Origin of the sequence: Micromonospora purpureochromogenes (genome assembly GCF_900091515.1) — a bacterium.
GTDB classification, from domain to species: Bacteria; Actinomycetota; Actinomycetes; order Mycobacteriales; family Micromonosporaceae; genus Micromonospora; species Micromonospora purpureochromogenes.
The window spans coordinates 6618012-6638341 of sequence record NZ_LT607410.1 but is presented as its reverse complement, the minus strand read 5'-3'; the positions used below and the strand labels follow the sequence as shown (position 1 = coordinate 6638341).

The window sequence follows — 20330 nt, the reverse complement described above, 5'->3', positions numbered from 1 at the left end:
GCCCATCTGATCCACGCCCGTCGCGCCACCTGCGGAAGACGTCATCGGGGAGTCCCTGTCAGGCGGCGACGCGCATGGGGAACAATGGACGGGTGACCAGGCCCGCCTCCACCCGCGCCGCCCGCCTCGACCAGGTCTGCGCCGCCGCCGTCGACGTGGCGCGCGACGCCATCACCGAGGTGGAGCCCTCCGACGTCGGTGATCACCTGCGCGCCGTCGCCGAGGGCGACCGGGTCGTCACGCACTACTTCGAGTGCCGGCTCGCCGGCTACCGCGGCTGGCGGTGGGCGGTCACCGTGACCCGGGTGCCGCGCAGCAAGCACGTCACGGTCTGCGAGACCGTGCTGCTGCCCGGCTCCGACGCTCTGCTCGCCCCGAGCTGGCTGCCCTGGCAGGAGCGGCTCAAGCCGGGCGACCTCGGCCCGGGCGACCTGCTGCCCACCGCGCCGGACGACGAGCGGCTGGCCCCGGGCTACCTGCTCTCCGACGACCCGGCGGTCGAGGAGGTCTCCTGGGAGCTCGGTCTCGGCCGGCCCCGGGTGCTGTCCCGCGAGGGGCGCTCCGAGACCGCCGAACGCTGGTACGAGGGCGACCACGGCCCGTCCGCGCCGATCTCGGTGGCGGCACCCGCCGCCGCCCGCTGCGGCACCTGTGGCTTCTACCTGCCGCTGGCCGGCGCGATGCGGCAGGCCTTCGGCGCCTGCGGCAACTTCTACGCCCCGGACGACGGCCGGGTGGTCAGCGCCGACCACGGCTGTGGCGCGCACTCCGAGGCGCTGGTCGAAGCGGCGGAGTCCCCGGTCGACGAGGCGCCCACGGTCTACGACGACAGCGCGGTGGAGGCCGTGTCGGTCAGTCGCGCGCCCGGGTCGGTGGAGTCGGCCGAGCCGGCGGAGCCGTACGGCCACTCCTGACGGTCAGTCCCGCGGGGACGATTCGCGACGGCGGCGCCGGTTGGCGTCGTGCCGCATCATCACGGCCAGGCCGGGAAAGCCCCACAGGAAACCGGCCAGGCAGGTCCAGAGCCAGTTCTGGTGCCCGTGCTCGGTGAGCCAGCCCCGAAAGAAGACCAGCAGGACGAGGCCGACGACCGCCCAGGCGATCAGCCCGGCGACCGCGAACGGGACCATCGGCGGGTCGAGCGGCTCGGGCCGCGGCGCTTGCTCCTGTGGCACGGGGAAAAGCGTACGCGATCAACTTTTCCTGCCGGCCGGTGATCTGGGACGATGCGCGCGACAACCGAAGATCACCTGCGAGGGACCTGATGGCCATTGCGCCGCCGGACAACGGCACTCCACCCGATCCCGCCCACCCCCGCACCGGTTTCGACCGGTTCTTCGAGATCACCGCCCGCGGTTCGACGATGAGCCGCGAGGTACGGGGTGGTCTGGCGACCTTCTTCACGATGGCGTACATCGTGGTGTTGAACCCGCTGATCCTGGGCGGCGCCGTCGACGGTGACGGCAAGAAGCTCTCGATCCCCGCACTGGCCGCCGCAACTGCCCTGGTCGCCGGCCTGATGACGATGCTGATGGGCGTCGTCGGACGATTCCCGATGGCGCTGGCCGCCGGTCTCGGCGTGAACGCGCTGGTCGCGTACGAGATCGCCCCGGAGATGACCTGGGCGGACGCGATGGGCCTGGTGGTGATCGAGGGTGTGATCATCGCCGTGCTGGTCCTCACCGGGCTGCGTACCGCGGTCTTCCGCTCGGTCCCCACCCAGCTGAAGACGGCCATCGGCGTCGGCATCGGCCTCTTCCTCACCATCATCGGCCTGGTCGACGCCGGCTTCGTCCGACGCGTTCCGGACGTGGCCAACACCACCGTGCCGGTGGGCCTGGGCATCAACGGCAAGATCGTCAGCTGGCCGATGCTGGTCTTCGTGGTCGGCCTGTTGCTGACCCTGGTGCTGGTGGTACGCCGGGTGCGCGGCGCGATCCTGATCGGCATCCTGGCCTCGACCGTGCTGGCGATCATCGTGGAGGCGGTCGCCAACGTCGGGCCGTCCTTCGTCGACGGCAAGCCCAACCCCAAGGGCTGGTCGCTGAACGTGCCGGAGCTGCCCAAGCAGATCGTGGACGTCCCCGACCTGTCGCTGCTGGGCAACTTCAACGTGCTGGACTCGTGGAGCCGGGCCGGCTGGCTGGTGCCGCTGATGTTCGTCTTCACCCTGCTGATCACCGACTTCTTCGACACCATGGGCACGATGGTGGCGATCGGCCAGGAGGGGAGCATGCTCGACGAGCAGGGCACCCCGCCGCGGGCGAAGGAGATCCTGCTGGTCGACTCGATCGCCGCCGCAGCCGGTGGCGCGGCGAGCGTCTCCAGCAACACGTCGTACATCGAGAGCGCCGCCGGTGTGGGGGAGGGCGCCCGGACCGGTGTGGCCAACCTGGTCACCGGCGCCATGTTCCTGCTGGCGATGTTCCTGGCGCCGCTGTCGGTGGTGGTGCCCTTCGAGGCGGCCTCGACGGCGCTGGTGGTGGTCGGCTTCCTGATGATGACCGCGGTGCGCACCATCGACTGGACCGACTACGAGATCGCCATCCCGGCGTTCCTCACCATCACCTTCATGCCGTTCACCTACTCGATCTCCAACGGCATCGGTGCCGGCATCATCAGCTACGTGGTGCTGAAGCTGGCCAAGGGGAAGGCGCGGGAGATCCACCCGCTGCTCTACGGGGTGGCCGCGCTGTTCGTGCTCTACTTCCTGCGCGGGCCGATCGAGTCCGCGGTGCTGTAGCTCGACCGCCGCTCCGGGCCGGGGCCGAACCGGATACCCGGCCCGGAGCAGCACAAACCCCTCGTGAGCCCGGTCATATCGCGTGTCGTTAGCCAGGCTCATTAGTTATGCTAACTACTGTGACGGAGCGGACGGTGACGGCGAAACGCGTGCCACCGGCGCAGCTGGCCCCTCAGCTGCGTGATGCGATCACCCGACTCAACCGGCGGGTCCGACAGGCCCGCCCGGTCGGCGACCTGACGGTCACCCAGCTCTCCGCGCTCACCAGCCTCAAGCTGGCGGGCGCGCTGACGCCCCGGGAACTGGCCGACGTCGAGCGGGTGCAGCCACCGACGATGACCAAGATCGTCGCGAAGTTGGAGGAGCGCGGCCTCGTGCAGCGCACCCCCCACCCGACCGACGGTCGTCAGGTCATCCTGGCGGCGACCGAGGGGGGCCTCGCCGTGCTCGAACAGTTCGAGCGGGCCAGGAACGAGTGGCTGGCCAGCCGACTCGCCGCGCTCACGGAGGACGAACGCGACACGCTGCGGCGCGCCGCCGAGATCCTCCAGCAGCTGGCAAGAGCCTGACACACCCGCACCTCGGGGTCCGCACCGTCCGTTGTGGATGAGGCGTACCACTGAGGAGGCGCACCAAGAGTGCAGGCGAAGCTGACGACGATGTTCCAGTCCCTACAGGTCCGTAACTACCGGCTATTCGCATCCGGGCAGCTGATCAAGCTGATCGGCGTCTGGATGATGTTCATCGCCCAGGACTGGCTCGTCCTCGAGCTCTCCGACGACTCCGCCACCGCGCTCGGCGTGGTGACGGCGCTCCAGTTCACCCCGGTGCTGCTGCTCACCCTGCTCTCCGGCCGGCTCGCCGACCGGTACGACAAGCGACTGCTGCTCTTCGTCGCCAACGCCTTCTGGACGGTGCTCGCGCTCGGGATGAGCGTGCTGGTCCTCACCGACCTGGTGCAGCTCTGGCACGTCTTCGCCTTCGCCGCCCTGCTCGGCGTCGCGAACGCCGTCGAGACCCCGGTCCGGCAGGCGTTCGTCTCCGAGCTGGTCGGCATGTCCCTGCTGCCCAACGCGCTCTCGCTCAACGCGGCGGTGTTCAACTCGGCGCGGATCGTGGGCCCGGCGGTGGCCGGCCTGGCGATCGCCGCCTTCGACGTCGGCCCGGTGTTCCTCTTCACCGCGGTCAGCTCGATCGCCCCACTGGCCACCGTGGTACGGATGCGCCCCGCCGAACTGCACCGCAAGGACCTCCCGCCGGTCGGCGAGCGCGACTCGGCCAAGGTGGTCGACGGGCTGCGGTACGTCTTCCGCCGTCCCGACCTGCTGCTGCCGATGGCGGTGATGTCGGTCATCGGGATGACCCTGTTCAACTTCCAGCTCACCCTGGCCGCGCTGGCCAAGACGGTGTTCCGTACCGGTGCCGCCTCGTTCGGCCTGTTCAGCACCGCGCTGGCGATCGGCGCCCTGGTCGGGGCGCTGGCCGGCACCGGGCGACGCAGCCGCCCCTCGGTCTGGGTGGTGCTCGGCGCGGCGGTCGGCTGTGCCGTCTTCGGCACCCTGGTCGGGCTGGCTTCGGCGTACTGGCTGGTGGTGGCGCTGCTGCTGCCCACCGGCTTCTTCATGGTCTTCTTCGCCCAGGCCGCCAACCAGCGGGTGCAGCTCGGCGTCGACGCCGCCTTCCGGGGCCGGGTCATGGCCCTCTGGGTGCTGGTCTTCCTCGGCACCAACCCGGTCGGCGCCCCGCTGATCGGCTGGGTCGCCGAGACCTACGGCGCCGGGGCGAGCATCTGGATGGGCGGCCTGATCTCGCTGGCCACCGCCCTGCTCGCGCTCACCTGGCAGCTGCGGCGGTCCGGTGCCCGGCTGCGCTTCCGGGTGCTGCCCATGCCGCGCTTCTACGTGGTCTCGTCGCCCGACTGCTGACCGACGCGCCGCCGGCCCGCCCCCGCCACGGAAAGGTGGGCCGGTTTCGCGTCAGATACCGGCAATCCGGTGGCGGGAGCCGGGCGTGGGCCTTAGCGTCGATATGTGGCAGGCGGTGGCGCACTGACGCTGGTACTGGCGATCCTCGCCGTGGCATGTCTGCCGGCGGCGTTCGCTCTGCTCTTCTGCCTCGACGAGATCTTCGACCGGGTGGCCTGCGGCTGGGCCGAGTGGCGCGACGGGCGACGCGAGCGGCGCACCATCGCCCGGCTGGACCGGGCGATCGAGGCGGACGCCCTCACCCGCGACATCGACCTGACCCAGCTCGACCGGGACGACCGGCAACCCCTGGAACGCATCGCCGCCGACCTGCGCCGCCTCGGCGGGCACCGGCTCGCCGCCCGCGGCCGTTCGGTGGTCTGGCACACCTCGGTCATCGACGCGTACGACGACCGGCTCCGGGCCGCCTGCCGGGCGCTGGCGATCACCGAGCACCTCACCGAGCTGGAGGGCGTGGACCGGGAGATCGAGCGGGTCCGGGTCGAAGGACTGCTCGCCCAGGCGGGGCTGGCGCTGCCGGCCGCCGCTGCCGGCCGCCGACCCCGTCACCGGCGGGCGTGAGACTCTTCGTCGCGGTCTACCCGCCGCCCGCCGCGGTCGCCCACCTGACCGACCGGCTCGCCGGGCTGCGGATCGGTGCCGCCTCCGCCGCCGGCATCAACGTACGCCTCGCCGACCCGGCGAACCTGCACGTCACGCTCGCCTTCCTCGGTGACGTGGAGGCGGACCGGCTGGTGGACGTGGAGAGCACCCTCGGGCTCGCCGCCGAGACATCCCGCGCGGGGCGCGTCGGCGCACCCCGGCTCCGGCTCGGCGGGGGCGGCCGGTTCGGCCGGGGCCGCTTCACCGTGCTCTGGGTGGACCTGCTCGGCGACGTCGAGGCGTTGAACGTGCTGGGCCGGTTGATCCGGATGGGGCTGCGCCGCAACCGCCTCCCGCACGACGAGAAGCCGTTCCGCCCGCACCTGACGATCGCCCGCCCCGGTGACCGGATCGACCCGACCGACGTGGAGGCCGACCGGGCCGCGCTCGGCGGCTACGAGGGGCCGGAGTGGCCGGCGACCGAGCTGGTGCTGGTCCGCAGCCACCCCGGCCCCCGGCCGACGTACGACCGGCTAGCGGCCTGGCCCCTCTGACCGGCCCTCCGAGTTCGGGGAGGCCCCGAGATGCGGCGTGTCGAGGTCATCCGGGACCGCGAACCGCGACACGCCGCAACCGGTGCGGAGCAGGTGCCTAACCGGCTTGGGTCACCAGGCCCAGGCCTCCGGGCCGGGGCCGCCGTTGCCGACCGGCGGGAACAGCTCATCGAGGCGCTTCTCCGTCGCCTCGTCGATGTCGACGGTCAGCGCGCCCAGGCTCCGGTCGAGCTGGTCCACGGTGCGCGGGCCGATGATCGGGGCGGTCACCCCGGGCCGGGAGAGCAGCCAGCCCAGCGCCACGTCGGCCGGATCGTGCCCGAGGTCCGCGCAGAGCTTCTCGTACGCCTCGATGGTCGCCCGGTGCTCGGCCAGCGCGTCGGCGGAGCGTCCGCTGGCACCCCGCGCGGCGCCGCCCTCGGCCATCTTGCGCAGGACCCCGCTGAGCAGGCCGCCGTGCAGCGGCGACCAGGGGATGACGCCCAGCCCGTAGTGCTGCGCGGCGGGGATGACCTCCAGCTCGACGTGCCGGGTGAGCAGGTTGTAGATGGACTGCTCGGCGACCAGGCCGAGGAAGTTGCGCCGGCCCGCGGCCGCCTGCGCCTGGGCGATGTGCCAACCGGCGAAGTTGGACGATCCGACGTAGATCACCTTGCCCTGGGCGACCAGGGTCTCCATCGCCTGCCAGATCTCCTCCCACGGCGTGCTCCGGGAGACGTGGTGCATCTGGTAGAGGTCGATCACGTCGGTCTGGAGCCGGCGCAGCGAGTCCTCGCAGGCCCGGATGATGTGGCGGGCGCTCAGGCCCTGCTCGTTGGGCCAGTCGCCCATCTTGCCGTAGACCTTGGTGGCGAGGACCACCTTGTCGCGCCGGCCGCCGCCCTGGGCGAACCAGCGGCCGATGATCTGCTCGGTGATGCCCTCACCGGTCTGCCAGCCGTACACGTTGGCGGTGTCGAAGAAGTTGATGCCGTGTTCCAGCGCCCGGTCCATGATGGCGAAGCTGTCCGGCTCGGTGGTCTGCGGCCCGAAGTTCATCGTGCCGAGGCAGAGCCGGCTCACCGACAGACCGGTGCGTCCCAGATTCGTGTACTCCATGGGTCCACCCTGGCACGCGCGCACTTAGAGTGCCTCGCGTACCAGGGTGGCCGGCCGATGGGTCAGGAGGACTCGCGGGCCGCCGGGCCGCTGCCGAAGAGGACGTCGTCCCAGCTCGGCAGCCGCTTGCGCGGCTTGCCGGAGGCGTCGGTGGAGTCGCCGCCGGCGGCCGCCGCCGAACCCGTGCGGCGGGGCCGGAGCACCGCCAGCGACGGTACGGCCGGGACCTCCTTCGGCGCGTCCGAGTCGTCGTCGAACGCCGAACCCTGACCGCCGCCGAGCAGTGCCGCCGCGCCCCCGCCGACGGCCCGCTGCCGGGGTGCGTCGGCGCCGGCCAGCGCGGCCGGGGAACGCGGGTCGAGCCCGCGACCCGAGGTGCCGCCGAGCGGCCGGTCGAGGGAGGCGAGCAGGGCGTCCCGCCCGGCCCGGATCGGGTCCCGCCCGGGACGGCTGTGCTCGCCGGCCGCCGGCAGGCCGTGCCCGCCCCGGCTCGGCTCGCCGCGCGACGGGCCGGGCAGCGCGTGCCCGCCCCGCTCCGGCGCCGGCTCCTGGCCGAGGATCGGCGTCGGACGCTCGGCGCACAGGTATTGCGCCATGTCGTCGTGCGGGGTGACGTTCTGCCGCAGCTTGTCGAGGTCCCAGACCGCCTGTGCGGTGGCCTTGCCCGACGGCCAGGTGGCGATGATCCGCCAGGTGCCGTCGTCGCGCCGGTACGCGTCCCAGGAGATCTTCTCGGTGTCTATCCCGTGCTGGGCCAGCCGGCCGTTGACCACCTCGGCCAGCGGGGTCGGCTTCTCCGCGCCCTTGAGCCGGGTGCGCCGGGCGTGCTGGGCGAGCATGGCCCGCTCCTGGAGCACCGGGCCGGCGTAGCGCAGCACCCGGTCGACCGGGACCCCCGCGATGCGGGCGACGTCCTCGGCGGACTCGCCGGAGCGGATCCGGGCCTGGATGTCCCGAGGGGAGAGCGACGGTGTCGGGTCGGCGGCGGTCGGCACCACCGCGAGCGGCGCCGCGCCGGGCTCGGCGTGCAGCACCGTGGCGATGCGTTCGTCGATGGGGAGGGCGAGCAGGCGCCCGACCTCGTCGGCGAGCACCAGAGCCTGGCCGTCCTCGGAGAGGGCGACGAAGCGTACTGGGCGCATGGCGTAGCCTCCGTCCCGCTTCGCTGGCCGTCACGCCACGAGCCGGCCACCCGGGCGTCCTCGGACCACCGTACGCTCTCCTACCCGAAGGTGGGGGATGCGACACCCGCATGTCGGGACTGAGCTGCGACGATGATCACGGTGGGTGGTCGACGGAGCCCCGTCGGCCACCCACCGTGACTGTCTACTGGAGCCGGTCCACCACGTAGTCGATGGAGGCGGTCAGCGCCTCCACGTCGGCCGGCTCGACCGCCGGGAAGAGCGCGACCCGGAGCTGGTTGCGGCCCAGCTTCCGGTACGGCTCGGTGTCCACGATGCCGTTGGCGCGCAGCGCCTTGGCGATCGCCGAGGCGTCCACCCCGTCGGCGAAGTCGATCGTGGCGACCACGTTGGAGCGCAGCGCCGGGTCGGCGACGTACGGCGTGGCCACGTCGGAGCGCTCGGCCCAGCCGTACACGATGCCCGCGCTCTCGGCGGTGCGCTTGGCCGCCCAGGCCAGCCCGCCCTGCGAGTTCATCCAGTCGGTCTGCTCGGCCGCCAGGAAGATGGTGGCCAGCGCCGGCGTGTTGTACGTCTGCTCCAGCCGCGAGTTGTCGATCGCGGTGACCAGGTCGAGGAAGGCCGGGATGTAGCGGCCGGATCCCTTGATCTCGGTGGCCCGCTCCAGCGCGGCCGGCGACATCAGGGCCAGCCAGAGGCCACCGTCGGAGCCGAAGCACTTCTGCGGGGCGAAGTAGTAGACGTCGGTCTCGCCGACGTTGACCTCCAGGCCGCCCGCGCCCGAGGTGGCGTCGACCAGCAGCAGCGAGCCGGGGTCGGCGCCGGGCACCCGGCTGATCGGCACCGCGACGCCGGTGGAGGTCTCGTTGTGCGGGGTGGCGTAGACGTCCACGCCGGCCTCGGCGACCAGCGTCGGCGCGCTGCCCGCCGCGGACTTGCGGACCGTCGGCTCGCCGAGGAACGGCGCGTCGGCGACCGACTTGGCGAACTTCGCGCCGAACTCGCCGAAGCTGGCGAACTGGGCGCGGTCGCGGACCAGGCCGAAGGTGGCGACCTCCCAGAAGGCGGTGGTGCCACCGTTGCCGATGATCACCTCGTAGCCCTCGGGGAGGGAGAAGAACTCGGCGATCCCCCGGCGCAGCCGGGCCACCTCGTCGCGGACGGTCTTCTGCCGGTGCGAGGTGCCCAGGTAGCTGGTGGCCACGTCCGCGAGTGCGGAGACGGCCGCCGGACGGACCTTGGACGGCCCGCAGCCGAACCGCCCGTCGGCGGGCTTGATGTCGTCGGGAATCCGGATGGTCGGTGCGTCAGCCACGGTTGTCGAGATCCTTCCGCAGGGGCGAGGGCGGGCCCTTCACCGGGCGGGGACCTGCGGCGGACGCGTGCGCGGACGCACGGGCGGCCGGGATCTCCAGCCCGGTCCGGCGGCACTGCCGAGCCTTCATCCTCGCACTTCGCCCCGGCCGTCCGGCGGCTGGTCCCGCCCCGCGCGCTGAGGGATGCGCCACAACCCGGCCGCCGCGGGAGCCGGGGGCACGCGAAGGGGCCCCGTCCGCGCGGACGGGGCCCCTTCGACGGGTACGCGGGTCAGACGCCGTGCGGAATGGCGTCCCAGCCCTCGACCTCCCGCGGCTTGCGGGGGTTGGGGCCGACGTAGCGGGCGGACGGCCGGACCAGCCGCTGGAGCTTCTTCTGCTCCAGGATGTGCGCGCTCCAGCCGCCCATCCGGGCGCAGGTGAACATCGAGGTGAACATGTGCGCGGGCACCTCGGCGAAGTCCAGCACCACGGCCGACCAGAACTCGACGTTGGTGGCGAGCACCCGGTCCGGGCGGCGGGCCTGGAGCTCGGCCAGCGCGGCCTTCTCCAGCGCCTCGGCGATCTCGAAGCGCGGCGCGCCCAGCTCCTTGGCGGTACGGCGCAGCACGCGGGCGCGCGGGTCCTCGGCCCGGTAGACCCGGTGACCGAAGCCCATCAGCCGCTCGCCGCGGTCGAGGACGCCCTTGACGTACCCCTCGGCGTCGCCGCTGCGCTCGACGGCCTCCAGCATGCTCAGCACCCGGCTGGGGGCGCCGCCGTGCAGCGGGCCGGAGAGCGCGCCGATGCCGGAGGAGATGCAGGCCGCGGCGTCGGCGCCGGTGGAGGCGACGATCCGGGTGGTGAAGGTGGAGGCGTTCAGGCCGTGCTCGGCGGCCGAGATGAAGTACGCGTCGACGGCCTTGACGTGCCGGGGGTCGGGTTCGCCGCGCCAGCGCTTCATGAAGCGCTCGACGATCGTCTCGGCCTTGTCGATCTCCTTCTGCGGCACGGCGGGCAGGCCGAGGCCGCGAGCCGACTGGGCGACGAAGGACAGCGCGGTGACGGAGACCCGGGCGAGGTCCTCGCGGGCCTGCTCGTCGGAGATGTCCAGCAGCTGGTCGAGCCCCCAGTACGGGGCCAGCATGGCGACCGCGGACTGCACGTCGACGCGGATGTCGCCGGAGTGCACCGGCACCGGGAACGGCTCGGCCGGCGGCAGGCCCGGGCCGAACCGCCCGTCGACCAGCAGTGCCCAGACGTTGCCGAAGGAGACCTGGCCGATCAGATCCTCGATGTCGACGCCGCGGTAGCGCAGCGCGCCACCCTCGCGGTCCGGTTCGGCGATCTCGGTCTCGAAGGCTACGACGCCCTCCAGGCCCGGTTTGAAGTCAGACATGTCGTCTCCTGGCTTCCGGCTCGGTGCGCCCGCCGCGGGCTCTGTCCGGCCCAGACCTTAGGCGACCCTCAGGGATGGTTTCGTGACATCTTGCCTGCTCGGTAACCAAATGCGCGACCCGCTGCGACTGTGCCGCACGTGACATCCCCGCCGGTGGAGGCCGTCACGCCCTCGGTGACACTCTTTCCTGGGGGCTGGCCAGCGTCGGGGGACGTGGGCGCCGCCGCGAGAGGGAGAAGCGACGTGACGGGCGACACACCACCGCCGGCGGCCATGCGTAACGAGTACGCCGCCGACCTGGGCCTTTCCGAGGCCGATCTGGCCGCGGACTGGTACACCCAGTTCGACCGCTGGTTCGCCGACGCGGTCGCCGCCGGGCTGCCCGAGCCGAACGCGATGATCGTCGGCACCGCCGACGCCGCCGGCCGCCCCAGCGGCCGCACCGTCCTGCTCAAGGGCTACGACCCGGAGGGCTTCGTCTTCTACACCAACTACACCTCCCGCAAGGGCGGCGAGGCGACCGCCAATCCGCACGCCAGCCTGGTCTTCCCCTGGTTCCCGATGCAGCGGCAGGTGGTCGTCGCCGGTCCGGTGGAGCGGGTCGACCGGGCGGAGACCGAGGCGTACTTCGCCAGCCGGCCGCGCGGGTCGCAGCTCGGGGCCTGGGCCAGCGCCCAGTCCCAGATCATCCCCGACCGGGCGGCGCTGGACGAGGCGTACGAGGCGGTGGTGGCGCGCTTCGCCGACGTGGCGCAGATCCCCGCGCCACCGCACTGGGGCGGCTTCCGGGTCCGGCCCGAGTCGGTGGAGTTCTGGCAGGGCCGGGTGAGCCGGCTGCACGACCGGCTGCGGTTCCGCCGTGCCGACGGCGGCGACTGGATCGTGGAGCGGTTGGCCCCGTGACCGCGACCAAGGAGACCCGGCCGCGCGGGGCGCGCCGCTGGGCGATCGACCTGCGTCCGCTGGCGGTGCCGGAGTTCCGGCGGATCTGGCTGGGCGGCGGCATCGCCATGCTCGGCTTCCAGTTCACGGCGGTGGCCGTGCCGGTGGAGATGTACGCGCTGACCCGGGACTCGTTCTGGGTCGGCCTGCTCGGGGTGGCCGCGTTCCTGCCGCTGCTGGTCTTCGGGCTCTGGGGCGGGGCGGTCGCCGACGCCCGGGACCGGCGGGGCGTGCTGCTGGTCAGTCAGGCGCTGCTCTGGGCCTCGATGCTGGCGCTGCTGCTGCAGGCGGTGCTCCGGGTGGGCAGCCCGGTGCTGCTGCTGGCCCTGGTGGCGCTCCAGTCGGTCGGCTTCGCGGTCAGCGGGGCGGCCCGCACGGCGAGCCTTCCCCGGCTCGTGCCGGCCGAGCTGGTGCCGGCCGCCAGCACGCTGAACTTCACCACGTACACCGCCGCGTCGGTGGCCGGGCCGCTGCTGGCCGGGCTGATCTTCGCGAGCTGGCGGACGGACGTCGCGCTGCCGATCGCGTACGGCCTGGACACGGTCCTGTTCACCGCCGCCGTCTGGGCGACCGTGCGGATGCCGGCGCTGCCGCCCGAGCCGGACCCGGACGGCGACGGCAGCCCTCGCAGAGCGGGCCTGGCCAGCATCGTCGACGGGCTCCGCTACCTGGCCACCACGCCGGTGCTGATGCTCTCGTTCGCCATCGACCTGATCGCGATGATCCTGGCCATGCCCCGGGCGCTCTTCCCCGAGGTGGCCCAGGAGCGGTTCGGCGGTGGCGCGGCGATCGGCTGGCTGTACGGCGCGATCTCGCTCGGCGCGATGCTCGGTGGGCTCACCTCCGGCTGGATCGGCCGGCTCCGCCGGCAGGGCCTGGTGCTGGTGGTGGCGGTGGTCGGCTGGGGCCTCGCGGTCGCCGCGGCCGGGCTGGCCCGCCAGCTCTGGCTGGTCGTGCTGCTGCTCGCCGTCGCCGGGGCGTCCGACCTGGTCAGCGCGGTGCTGCGGCAGTCGATGCTGCTGGTCTACGCGCCGGACCGGATGCGCGGCCGACTGCAGGGCGTCAACACGGTGGTCATCGCCGGCGGGCCACGCCTCGGCGACCTGCGCGCCGGCGCGGTGGCGGCCGGGTTCGGCACCGGCGTGGCCTGGGTGGGCGGCGGTCTGGTCTCCGCGGTGCTCGCCGTCGCGCTGGTGGTGGTCTTCCCGGCGCTGCTGCGCTACCGGGCCACCCCGGCCGCCGACCGGGACTGACCCTCCGCCGCGGGCGGGTGGGTCGCGGCGGACCGGGCGACCGCTGGGCGGGAAGCGGCTCGGCGGGTCCGACGGGGGCGGGGGCGGGCGACTAAGGTCCCCTGACATGGAGAAGGCCGGAACCCGCCCGCCGTCCGGGACACAGTGGACCATTGCCGCCGACGGCCACGAGGCGGTCATCGTCGAGGTCGGCGGTGGGCTGCGGTCGTACCGGCACGACGGCGTGGACTACGTCGACGGGTACGCCGTCGACGAGATCTGCCCCGGATCGGCCGGGCACGTGCTGGCGCCCTGGCCGAACCGGATCCGGGACGGGCAGTACACCTTCGGGGAGCGCTCGTTGCAGCTCGACCTGAGCGAGCCGGCCCGGCGCAACGCGATCCACGGCCTGGTCAACTGGGTGTCGTGGCACCTCGTCGAGCAGTCCGCCGACGCGGTCACCGTCGGGTACGACCTGCCGCCCAGCCCGGGCTACCCGTGGCCGCTGCGGCTGCGGAACCGGTGGAGCGTCGGCGCGGACGGCCTGCGGGTCGAGCACGAGGTGACGAACCTCGGCGCGGAGGATGCCCCGTACGGCTACTCGATGCACCCCTACCTGCGGCTGCCCGGCGTGCCGGTGGACGAGGTGTCGCTGCGCGTACCGGGGCGGATCCGGGTGCTGCTGGACGGCCGCCTGCTCCCCATCGCCGCCGCGCCGGTGGCCGGCACCGAATACGACTTCACCGAGCCCCGCCCGATCGGCGACGCGGTGCTCGACCTGGCCTTCGGTGACCTGGTGCGGGACGCCGACGGGGGCTCGGCGGTCACCCTGGCCGCCCCGGACGGCTCCGCCGCGGTGCACATCTGGGCGGATCGGGAGTTCGGTTGGTGGCAGGTCTTCACCGGGGACACGCTGACCGGAGAGCGGCACCGGCGGTCGGTGGCGGTGGAGCCCATGACCTGCCCGGCGGACGCGTTCCGCTCCGGCAAGGACCTGATCACGCTGAAGCCCGGCGGCACCTGGCAGGGCGCCTGGGGCCTGCGGCCCGGCGTCTGAGCGGCGGGGGCATGGAGTTCGGCGAGGTCGTCCGGCGACGGCGGATGGTGCGCAACTACGACCCGGACCGCCCGGTCCCGCCGGACGTGGTGGACCGGCTGCTCGACCACGCGGTCCGGGCGCCGTCGGCCGGGTTCGCGCAGGGCTGGGGCTTCCTGGTGCTGGAGACCCCGGCGGACCGGGAGCGGTTCTGGACGGCGGCCACCCCGGGCGGCGGTGGTCGGGAGCGCTGGCTGGCCGGGATGCGGCGGGCCCCGCTGATCGTGGTGCCGCACGCCAACCGCTCCGCCTACCTGGAGCGCTACGCCGAGCCGGACAAGGGCTGGGCGGACCGGACGGCGGAACGCTGGCCGGTGCCCTACTGGTACGTCGACACCGGCTTCGCCGCGCTGCTCATGCTGCTCACCGCCGTCGACGAGGGGCTGGGGGCCTGCTTCTTCGGCATCCCGCCACAGCGGCTGGACGCCTACCGGGAGGCGTTCGGGGTGCCCGAGGAGTACCAGCCGATCGGCGCGGTGACCGTGGGTTACCGGGCGCCCGACCACCGGTCACCGTCACTGCGTCGGGGGCGTCGCCCGGTCGGCGAGGTGGTCCGGCGCGGCCGGTGGAGTTGAGCGTGGTTCATGCGGTCCCGGGTGGGTATCGGCGGAAGCGAAAGCGACATGAGGGAGTAAAACGCAGTGTGGCGGAGGCGGTTAGGCTGGCACGGTCATCGGTGCCGCACCTCGCGGCACCACGGCGTGACCCGGCTCCGCGCCGTCGGTCGGCCCGGCCACGGGGAGGGGAGCGTGCCGTGATCTTCAGAGCGGTCCGGGACGGGCGTCCGTACCCGGAGCACAACTACACGCTCAAGCAGTGGGCGGAGATCCCGCCGCGCCCGCTGCGGCTGGACCAGCTCATCACCACCAAGCGGGAGCTGGCGCTGGACAAGCTCCTCGCCGAGGACTCGACCTTCTACGGCGACCTCTTCCCGCACGTCGTGCAGTGGAACGGCGGGCTCTACCTGGAGGACGGGCTGCACCGGGCGCTGCGCGCGGCGTTGCAGCAGCGCAACCAGATCCACGCCCGGGTGCTGGTGCTCGGCGGCCACGAGGGATGACGCCCTCCTGACGACTGGTTAAGGTGGCCCCCATGACCGCACCCCTGGACCTGCTCGACGTGGACGCCTCGCTCAGCGAGGAGGAGCGGCAGATCCGCGCCGTCGTGCGCCAGCTCATCGACGACCGGGTACGCCCGCACGTCGCCGACTGGTACGAGCAGGGCCACGTGCCGGCCCGCGAGCTGGCCCGGGAGTTCGGCAAGCTCGGCCTGCTCGGCATGCACCTGACCGGGTACGGCTGCGCCGGCGCCTCGGCGGTCGCGTACGGGCTGGCCTGCCTGGAGCTGGAGGCCGGCGACTCCGGCATCCGCTCGCTGGTCTCGGTGCAGGGCTCGCTCGCCATGTACGCCATCTGGCGCTACGGCAGCGAGGAGCAGAAGCAGCGCTGGCTGCCGGCGATGGCGGCCGGCGAGGCGATCGGCTGCTTCGGCCTGACCGAGCCCGACCACGGCTCCGACCCGGCCTCGATGGCCACCCGGGCCCGCCGCGACGGCGACGACTGGGTGCTCAACGGCGCCAAGATGTGGATCACCAACGCGCCGATCGCCGAGGTCGGCGTGATCTGGGCGCGCACCGACGAGGGGGTACGCGGTTTCGCCGTACCCATGGACACGCCGGGGGTGACGGCGCGCGAGATCCGGCGGAAGATGTCGCTGCGCGCCTCGCTGACCGGCGAGATCGCCCTCGACGACGTCCGGCTGCCGGCGGACGCCCAGCTGCCCGGGGCGATCGGGCTGAAGGCCCCGCTGAGCTGCCTGACCGAGGCCCGGCACGGCATCGTCTGGGGTGCGCTCGGCGCGGCCCGCGACTGCCTGTCGACGGCGCTGGACTACGCGACCACCCGGACCCAGTTCGGCCGGCCGCTGGCCGGCTTCCAGCTCACCCAGGCCAAGCTCGCCGACATGGCCGTCGAGTGGAACAAGGGCTACCTGCTGGCGCTGCACCTGGGCCGGCTCGCCGACGCCGGGAAGCTGCGCCCGGAGCAGGTCAGCGTGGGCAAGCTGAACAACGTGCGGGAGGCGCTGGCGATCGCCCGCCAGTGCCGCACGATCCTCGGCGCGAACGGCGTCTCGGGCGAGTACCCGGTGATGCGGCACGCCAACAACCTGGAGAGCGTGCTGACCTACGAGGGCACCTCGGAGATCCACCAGCTGGTCATCGGGCAGAAGCTGACCGGGGTCTCCGCCTTCGCCTGACCGACGCTTCACCCGATCGGGTCGCTCGACGCGCGGGTGTCGTATCCGGCCCGTACCGTCATCGGTAGACGACGTGTCTGACGAGGACGGTGAGGGCCATGGCCCGCGACGGTGACATCAACGAGCCCACCAGGGAGTTTCCCGGCTACCCGACCGCCGACACGCTTCCGGCCCGGTCGGACGACACCTCCCCGCCGCGGCCGGGCGGGTCGGCGCCCTCCGGCGGGCCCGCCCCCCGGGGCCTGCTCGTGTGGCTGGGCGCGGCGGCGCTGGCGGTGGTGGTGCTGCTCGGCGCCCAGGCGACCGGAATCTTCCCCGACTTCCGCAACCCGTTCGCCAAGGAGCAGACCGACCGCAGCCAGCCGCCGCTGCTCAAGTCGATCCAGGACCTCAGCCGCTACGTCGCCGCCGAGGGCAATTTCCAGGTCGTGGTCGACCTCCAGAACGACCGCAACAACGTGCCCGAGTTCCTGCTCAAGCAGCGGACCCTCTTCGTCGGGGCGGGCAGCGTGGAGGCGTACGTCGACTTCACCAAGATCTCCGAGGGGGCGGTGGTCGAATCCGCCGACGGCAAGTCCGTCGAGATCAAGCTGCCGGCGCCGCAGCTCGGCAAGACCAACCTCGACCTGCAGAAGAGCTACGTCTTCGCCGAGGAGCGCGGCCTGCTCAACCGGCTCGGCGAGCTGGTCAACGGCGACCCCAACCGGCAGCAGCAGGTCTACCAGCTCGCCGAGGAACGGATCACCGCGGCGGCGCGCGACAGCGGGTTGACCCAGCGCGCCGAGGAGAACACCCGCAAGATGCTGGAGGGCCTGCTCCGCTCACTCGGCTACGAGAAAATCACCGTCACGTACGCCGCTCCCTGACCCGAAACCGGCAGCGCCCGCCCCGAGATATCGGGGCGGGCGCTGCCGTGCGGGGAGGTCATTGACTTCCTCCACCGCCATGAATGGCGGGGATTCCCTCCGCGCTGCGCGCGGAACGCGCAACGCCCAGTTGGGTTCCTGCTTCACCGCGATCAGCCGGAGCGTGCTCCGGTCTTACGTCCGCTCCACAGGCGTTTTCCGTCTCCGCATGCCCTGCGGCGACGTCTGGTGCGGCGGGCTCCAGCTTGGTTATCGCTGGAGCCCGCCCAGATTTTACCACGGTCAATGGCACGCTCGGGGCCTGGCGGCCCCTCCAGTGCGGGCCTTCACCCGCCCTGAAGGGCGGAGCACTGGCCCGCATCTTGCTAGCGGGTGGCGGCGCGGTCCTCGTTCGGCATCAGCACCCAGAGCACCAGGTAGACGATCACCTGGGTGCCGGGCAGCAGCAGCGACAGCAGGAACAGCAGCCGGATCATGAACGCCGAGGTGTTGAACCGGCGGGCCAGGCCGGCGCAGACGCCGGCGAGCATGCGCCCCTCGCGGGGCCGGACCAGTTTGCGACTCATCGTCGTACTCCCACTCTGCGGCGATCCGCCGCTCTGCAACCAACGGTAGAAAGGGGTGGCCACCGCGCCCTCCGTCCGAAGACCGATCCGGCGGCCCCGGACCCGTAGGTGGTTACCCGCGCCGCCCCCGCCCGATGCACCCTTGGAAGGTGTCGTCACCTGCGGTGGAAAGGCGGGAGGTGCGGCGGGCGGGTAGGCTCGCCGGTCGGATGCCGTCCACCACCCCGGGCGGTGCCGACGGCCGCCGGAGACCTCGGCGGGCGGAACCCGAGTCGGACCCGGCACCACCGGGCGCGACGGCGAGGAAAGTGCAGCCATGATCAGTGTTTTCGACCTCTTCAGCGTCGGCATCGGGCCGTCCAGCTCGCACACCGTGGGACCGATGCGGGCCGCGCGGACGTTCGTCGCCGGGTTGAAGGGCGACGGGCTGCTCGCCGACGTCGTCCGGGTCCAGGCCGAGCTGTTCGGGTCGCTCGGCGCCACCGGGCACGGCCACGGCAGCGACCGGGCCGTGCTGCTCGGGCTGGAGGGCGAGGCACCGGAGACGGTCGACACCGACACCGTCGGCCCCCGGGTGGCCGCGATCCGCGCCGAGGGCCGGCTGCACCTGCTCGGCGTGCAGGAGATCGACTTCGACCCGGGCCGGGACCTGGTGCTGCACCGCCGCCGGTCGCTGCCGTACCACCCGAACGGGATGACCTTCGCGGCCTACGACGCGGCCGGGGCGCAGGTCAGGGCCCGTACCTACTACTCGGTGGGCGGCGGCTTCGTGGTGGACGAGGCGGCCGCCGGGGCGGACCGGATCAAGCCCGACACGACGCGGGTGCGGTACCCCTTCTACACCGGCGCCGAGCTGCTCGAGGTGACCGCCGCGACCGGGCTGTCGATCAGCGAGGTGATGCTGGCCAACGAGTGCTCCTGGCGCAGCGAGGCCGACGTGCGGGCCGGCCTGCTGGAGATCTGGCGGGTGATGCGGGAGTGCGTGGCGGCCGGCTGCGAGCACGGCGGCGTCCTCCCCGGCGGGCTGAAGGTTCGCCGCCGCGCCGCCGAGCTGCGCCGGAGCCTGGAGGCGGAGATCGACTCCACCGACCCGCTGCGCGCGATGGACTGGGTGACGCTCTTCGCCCTCGCCGTCAACGAGGAGAACGCCGCCGGCGGCCGGGTGGTGACCGCCCCCACCAACGGCGCGGCCGGCATCATCCCGGCGGTGCTGCACTACTACACCCGGTTCACCCCGCACGCCGACGAGGACGGCGTGGTCCGCTTCCTGCTGGCCGCCGGCGCGATCGGCGTGCTGTTCAAGGAGAACGCCTCCATCTCCGGCGCCGAGGTCGGCTGCCAGGGCGAGGTCGGCTCGGCCTGCTCGATGGCCGCCGCCGGGCTGGCCGAGGCCCTCGGTGGCACGCCGGCGCAGGTGGAGAACGCCGCCGAGATCGGCATGGAGCACAACCTCGGGCTGACCTGCGACCCGGTCGGTGGGCTGGTGCAGATCCCGTGCATCGAGCGGAACGCGGTGGCTAGCATCAAGGCGATCACCGCCGCCCGGCTGGCGCTGCGTGGGGACGGGGTGCACGCCGTCTCGCTGGACAAGGTCATCAAGACCATGCGGGAGACGGGCGCCGACATGAAGGTCAAGTACAAGGAGACGGCGCGCGGCGGCCTGGCCGTCAACGTGATCGAGTGCTGAGGGGCGTTCGTTCACCGACTGCTAACCTGTCGTCCGTCCTGGGAGGCGGGAGGCGACGGTGACCGCTGGCGTCGCGGCGTTGTGGTCGCACCGCAACTCGCTGCGGATCCTGGTCAAGCGGGACCTGGCGGTGAAGTACCAGCAGTCGGTGCTCGGTTACTTCTGGTCGCTGATCGAGCCGCTGGGCATGGGGGCGATCTACTTCTTCGTCTTCGGCGTGCTCTACTCCGGCGACACCGAGCGGCACCTCGGGCAGGCCGCCGAGTCGTACCCGCTCTTCCTGATCACCGGGATCTTCGCCTGGATGTGGACCAGTTCGGCGCTGAGCGAGGCGACCAACGCGCTGACCGGCCAGTCCCGCCTGATCACCACGATGAACGTGCCCCGGCAGGTCTTCCCGATCGGCCGGGTCACCGGCCGGTTCGCCGAGTACGCCGCCGGCCTGCCCATCCTCTTCGCCGTCGCCGCCGGCTACGCCGCGCACGGCAGGATTCACCCCGGCTGGTCGCTGCTCGCCCTGCCGCTGGCCGTGCTGGTGCAGGCCACCCTGCTGGTCGGGCTGTCGCTGCTGCTCTCGGCGGTCAACGTGCTGATGCGCGACGTCGAGCGCTTCATGCGGCTGATCATCCGGGTGCTCTTCTACGCCACGCCGATCATCTACCCGCTGAGCCTGGTCCGGGAGTCCGGGATGCCGGGCTGGGTGAAGGTCGGCTACGAGCTCAACCCGCTGGTCGGCATCTTCCAGCTCCAGCACGCGATCTGGTACCCGGACGAGTTTCCCGACGCCCGGCTGCTGGCCACCACGGTCGCCGGCAGCCTGCTGCTGCTGGTCGCCGGCTGGTGGGCGTTCCGCCGGCTCGAACCCGCCGTGCTCAAGGAGCTGTGAG

Annotated in this window: 21 protein-coding genes; 15 read left to right on the top strand and 6 right to left on the bottom strand. The window is 72.7% G+C overall.

What is annotated here, in order from left to right; translation table 11 throughout:
• Positions 1-74: 74 nt before the first annotated feature.
• The gene (locus GA0074696_RS30390) at positions 75-914 is read left to right on the top strand and encodes a DUF3027 domain-containing protein (RefSeq protein ID WP_088964254.1); all 840 of its coding nucleotides are present in this window, start codon (positions 75-77) and stop codon (positions 912-914) included.
• Between the two features lie 3 nt (positions 915-917).
• Here GA0074696_RS30390 and GA0074696_RS30385 read toward each other — a convergent pair whose 3' ends face one another.
• Positions 918-1130 carry a DUF2530 domain-containing protein gene (locus GA0074696_RS30385; RefSeq protein ID WP_218896793.1) on the bottom strand — a complete coding sequence of 71 codons (213 nt, stop codon included), beginning with the start codon at positions 1128-1130 and terminating at the stop codon, positions 918-920.
• Between the two features lie 134 nt (positions 1131-1264).
• Here GA0074696_RS30385 and GA0074696_RS30380 point away from each other — a divergent pair, with 134 nt between their 5' ends.
• From GA0074696_RS30380 to thpR, 5 genes are all read left to right on the top strand, one after another.
• Positions 1265-2743 carry an NCS2 family permease gene (locus GA0074696_RS30380; RefSeq protein WP_088964252.1) on the top strand — a complete coding sequence of 493 codons (1479 nt, stop codon included), beginning with the start codon at positions 1265-1267 and terminating at the stop codon, positions 2741-2743.
• A gap of 119 nt (positions 2744-2862) precedes the next feature.
• Positions 2863-3312 (top strand): MarR family winged helix-turn-helix transcriptional regulator, encoded by a 450-nt coding sequence (locus tag GA0074696_RS30375; protein ID WP_172894517.1) that lies wholly within the window; start codon positions 2863-2865, stop codon positions 3310-3312.
• A gap of 69 nt (positions 3313-3381) precedes the next feature.
• Positions 3382-4668, top strand: a complete 1287-nt coding sequence (locus GA0074696_RS30370) for an MFS transporter (protein WP_088964250.1) — start codon at positions 3382-3384, stop codon at positions 4666-4668.
• A 105-nt stretch (positions 4669-4773) separates the two neighbouring features.
• The gene (locus GA0074696_RS30365; RefSeq protein ID WP_088964249.1) at positions 4774-5289 is read left to right on the top strand and encodes a hypothetical protein; all 516 of its coding nucleotides are present in this window, start codon (positions 4774-4776) and stop codon (positions 5287-5289) included.
• Positions 5286-5864, top strand: a complete 579-nt coding sequence (gene thpR / locus GA0074696_RS30360) for an RNA 2',3'-cyclic phosphodiesterase (RefSeq protein ID WP_088964248.1) — start codon at positions 5286-5288, stop codon at positions 5862-5864. Before GA0074696_RS30365 ends, thpR begins: the two co-directional genes overlap by 4 nt.
• Before the next feature lie 111 nt (positions 5865-5975).
• Here thpR and GA0074696_RS30355 read toward each other — a convergent pair whose 3' ends face one another.
• The 4 genes from GA0074696_RS30355 to GA0074696_RS30340 form a co-directional block, all read right to left on the bottom strand.
• The gene (locus GA0074696_RS30355; protein WP_088964247.1) at positions 5976-6962 is read right to left on the bottom strand and encodes an aldo/keto reductase; all 987 of its coding nucleotides are present in this window, start codon (positions 6960-6962) and stop codon (positions 5976-5978) included.
• Positions 6963-7024: 62 nt separating this feature from the next.
• A complete protein-coding gene (gene sepH, locus GA0074696_RS30350; RefSeq protein ID WP_088964246.1) occupies positions 7025-8104 on the bottom strand; it encodes a septation protein SepH in 1080 nt (359 codons plus the stop codon).
• A 184-nt stretch (positions 8105-8288) separates the two neighbouring features.
• A complete protein-coding gene (gene serC / locus GA0074696_RS30345; RefSeq protein ID WP_088964245.1) occupies positions 8289-9419 on the bottom strand; it encodes a phosphoserine transaminase in 1131 nt (376 codons plus the stop codon).
• A 272-nt stretch (positions 9420-9691) separates the two neighbouring features.
• Positions 9692-10798, bottom strand: coding sequence for a citrate synthase 2 (locus tag GA0074696_RS30340; RefSeq protein WP_088964244.1), 1107 nt, complete (start codon positions 10796-10798; stop codon positions 9692-9694).
• A 273-nt stretch (positions 10799-11071) separates the two neighbouring features.
• Between GA0074696_RS30340 and pdxH the strand changes: the two genes are divergently transcribed.
• The 7 genes from pdxH to GA0074696_RS30305 all read left to right on the top strand — a co-directional run bounded on the left by pdxH (position 11072) and on the right by GA0074696_RS30305 (position 17190).
• Positions 11072-11701 (top strand): pyridoxamine 5'-phosphate oxidase, encoded by a 630-nt coding sequence (gene pdxH / locus GA0074696_RS30335; protein WP_088964243.1) that lies wholly within the window; start codon positions 11072-11074, stop codon positions 11699-11701.
• On the top strand, positions 11698-12993 hold the full coding sequence (locus GA0074696_RS30330; RefSeq protein ID WP_088964242.1) for an MFS transporter: 1296 nt from the start codon (positions 11698-11700) through the stop codon (positions 12991-12993). The genes pdxH and GA0074696_RS30330 overlap by 4 nt, the downstream gene beginning before the upstream one ends.
• Before the next feature lie 106 nt (positions 12994-13099).
• Positions 13100-14029: an aldose 1-epimerase family protein gene (locus tag GA0074696_RS30325; protein WP_088964241.1), complete on the top strand. Its 930-nt coding sequence runs from the start codon at positions 13100-13102 to the stop codon at positions 14027-14029.
• An 11-nt stretch (positions 14030-14040) separates the two neighbouring features.
• Positions 14041-14643: a nitroreductase family protein gene (locus GA0074696_RS30320; RefSeq protein WP_088964240.1), complete on the top strand. Its 603-nt coding sequence runs from the start codon at positions 14041-14043 to the stop codon at positions 14641-14643.
• A 179-nt stretch (positions 14644-14822) separates the two neighbouring features.
• Complete coding sequence (locus tag GA0074696_RS30315; protein WP_088964239.1) at positions 14823-15128, top strand: type II toxin-antitoxin system VapB family antitoxin; 306 nt, start codon at positions 14823-14825, stop codon at positions 15126-15128.
• Between the two features lie 32 nt (positions 15129-15160).
• Entirely contained in the window at positions 15161-16324 is a 1164-nt protein-coding gene (locus GA0074696_RS30310) for an acyl-CoA dehydrogenase family protein (RefSeq protein ID WP_088964238.1), read from the top strand.
• Positions 16325-16422: 98 nt separating this feature from the next.
• Positions 16423-17190, top strand: coding sequence for a DUF4230 domain-containing protein (locus GA0074696_RS30305; protein ID WP_088964237.1), 768 nt, complete (start codon positions 16423-16425; stop codon positions 17188-17190).
• Between the two features lie 365 nt (positions 17191-17555).
• On the opposite strand, the gene GA0074696_RS30300 is transcribed toward GA0074696_RS30305, so the two are convergent.
• Positions 17556-17756, bottom strand: coding sequence for a PspC domain-containing protein (locus GA0074696_RS30300; protein WP_088964236.1), 201 nt, complete (start codon positions 17754-17756; stop codon positions 17556-17558).
• A gap of 316 nt (positions 17757-18072) precedes the next feature.
• Here GA0074696_RS30300 and GA0074696_RS30295 point away from each other — a divergent pair, with 316 nt between their 5' ends.
• The gene (locus GA0074696_RS30295; RefSeq protein WP_088964235.1) at positions 18073-19443 is read left to right on the top strand and encodes an L-serine ammonia-lyase; all 1371 of its coding nucleotides are present in this window, start codon (positions 18073-18075) and stop codon (positions 19441-19443) included.
• 58 nt (positions 19444-19501) lie between these two features.
• Positions 19502-20329: an ABC transporter permease gene (locus GA0074696_RS30290; protein ID WP_088964234.1), complete on the top strand. Its 828-nt coding sequence runs from the start codon at positions 19502-19504 to the stop codon at positions 20327-20329.
• The last annotated feature ends 1 nt before the right edge of the window (position 20330 follow it).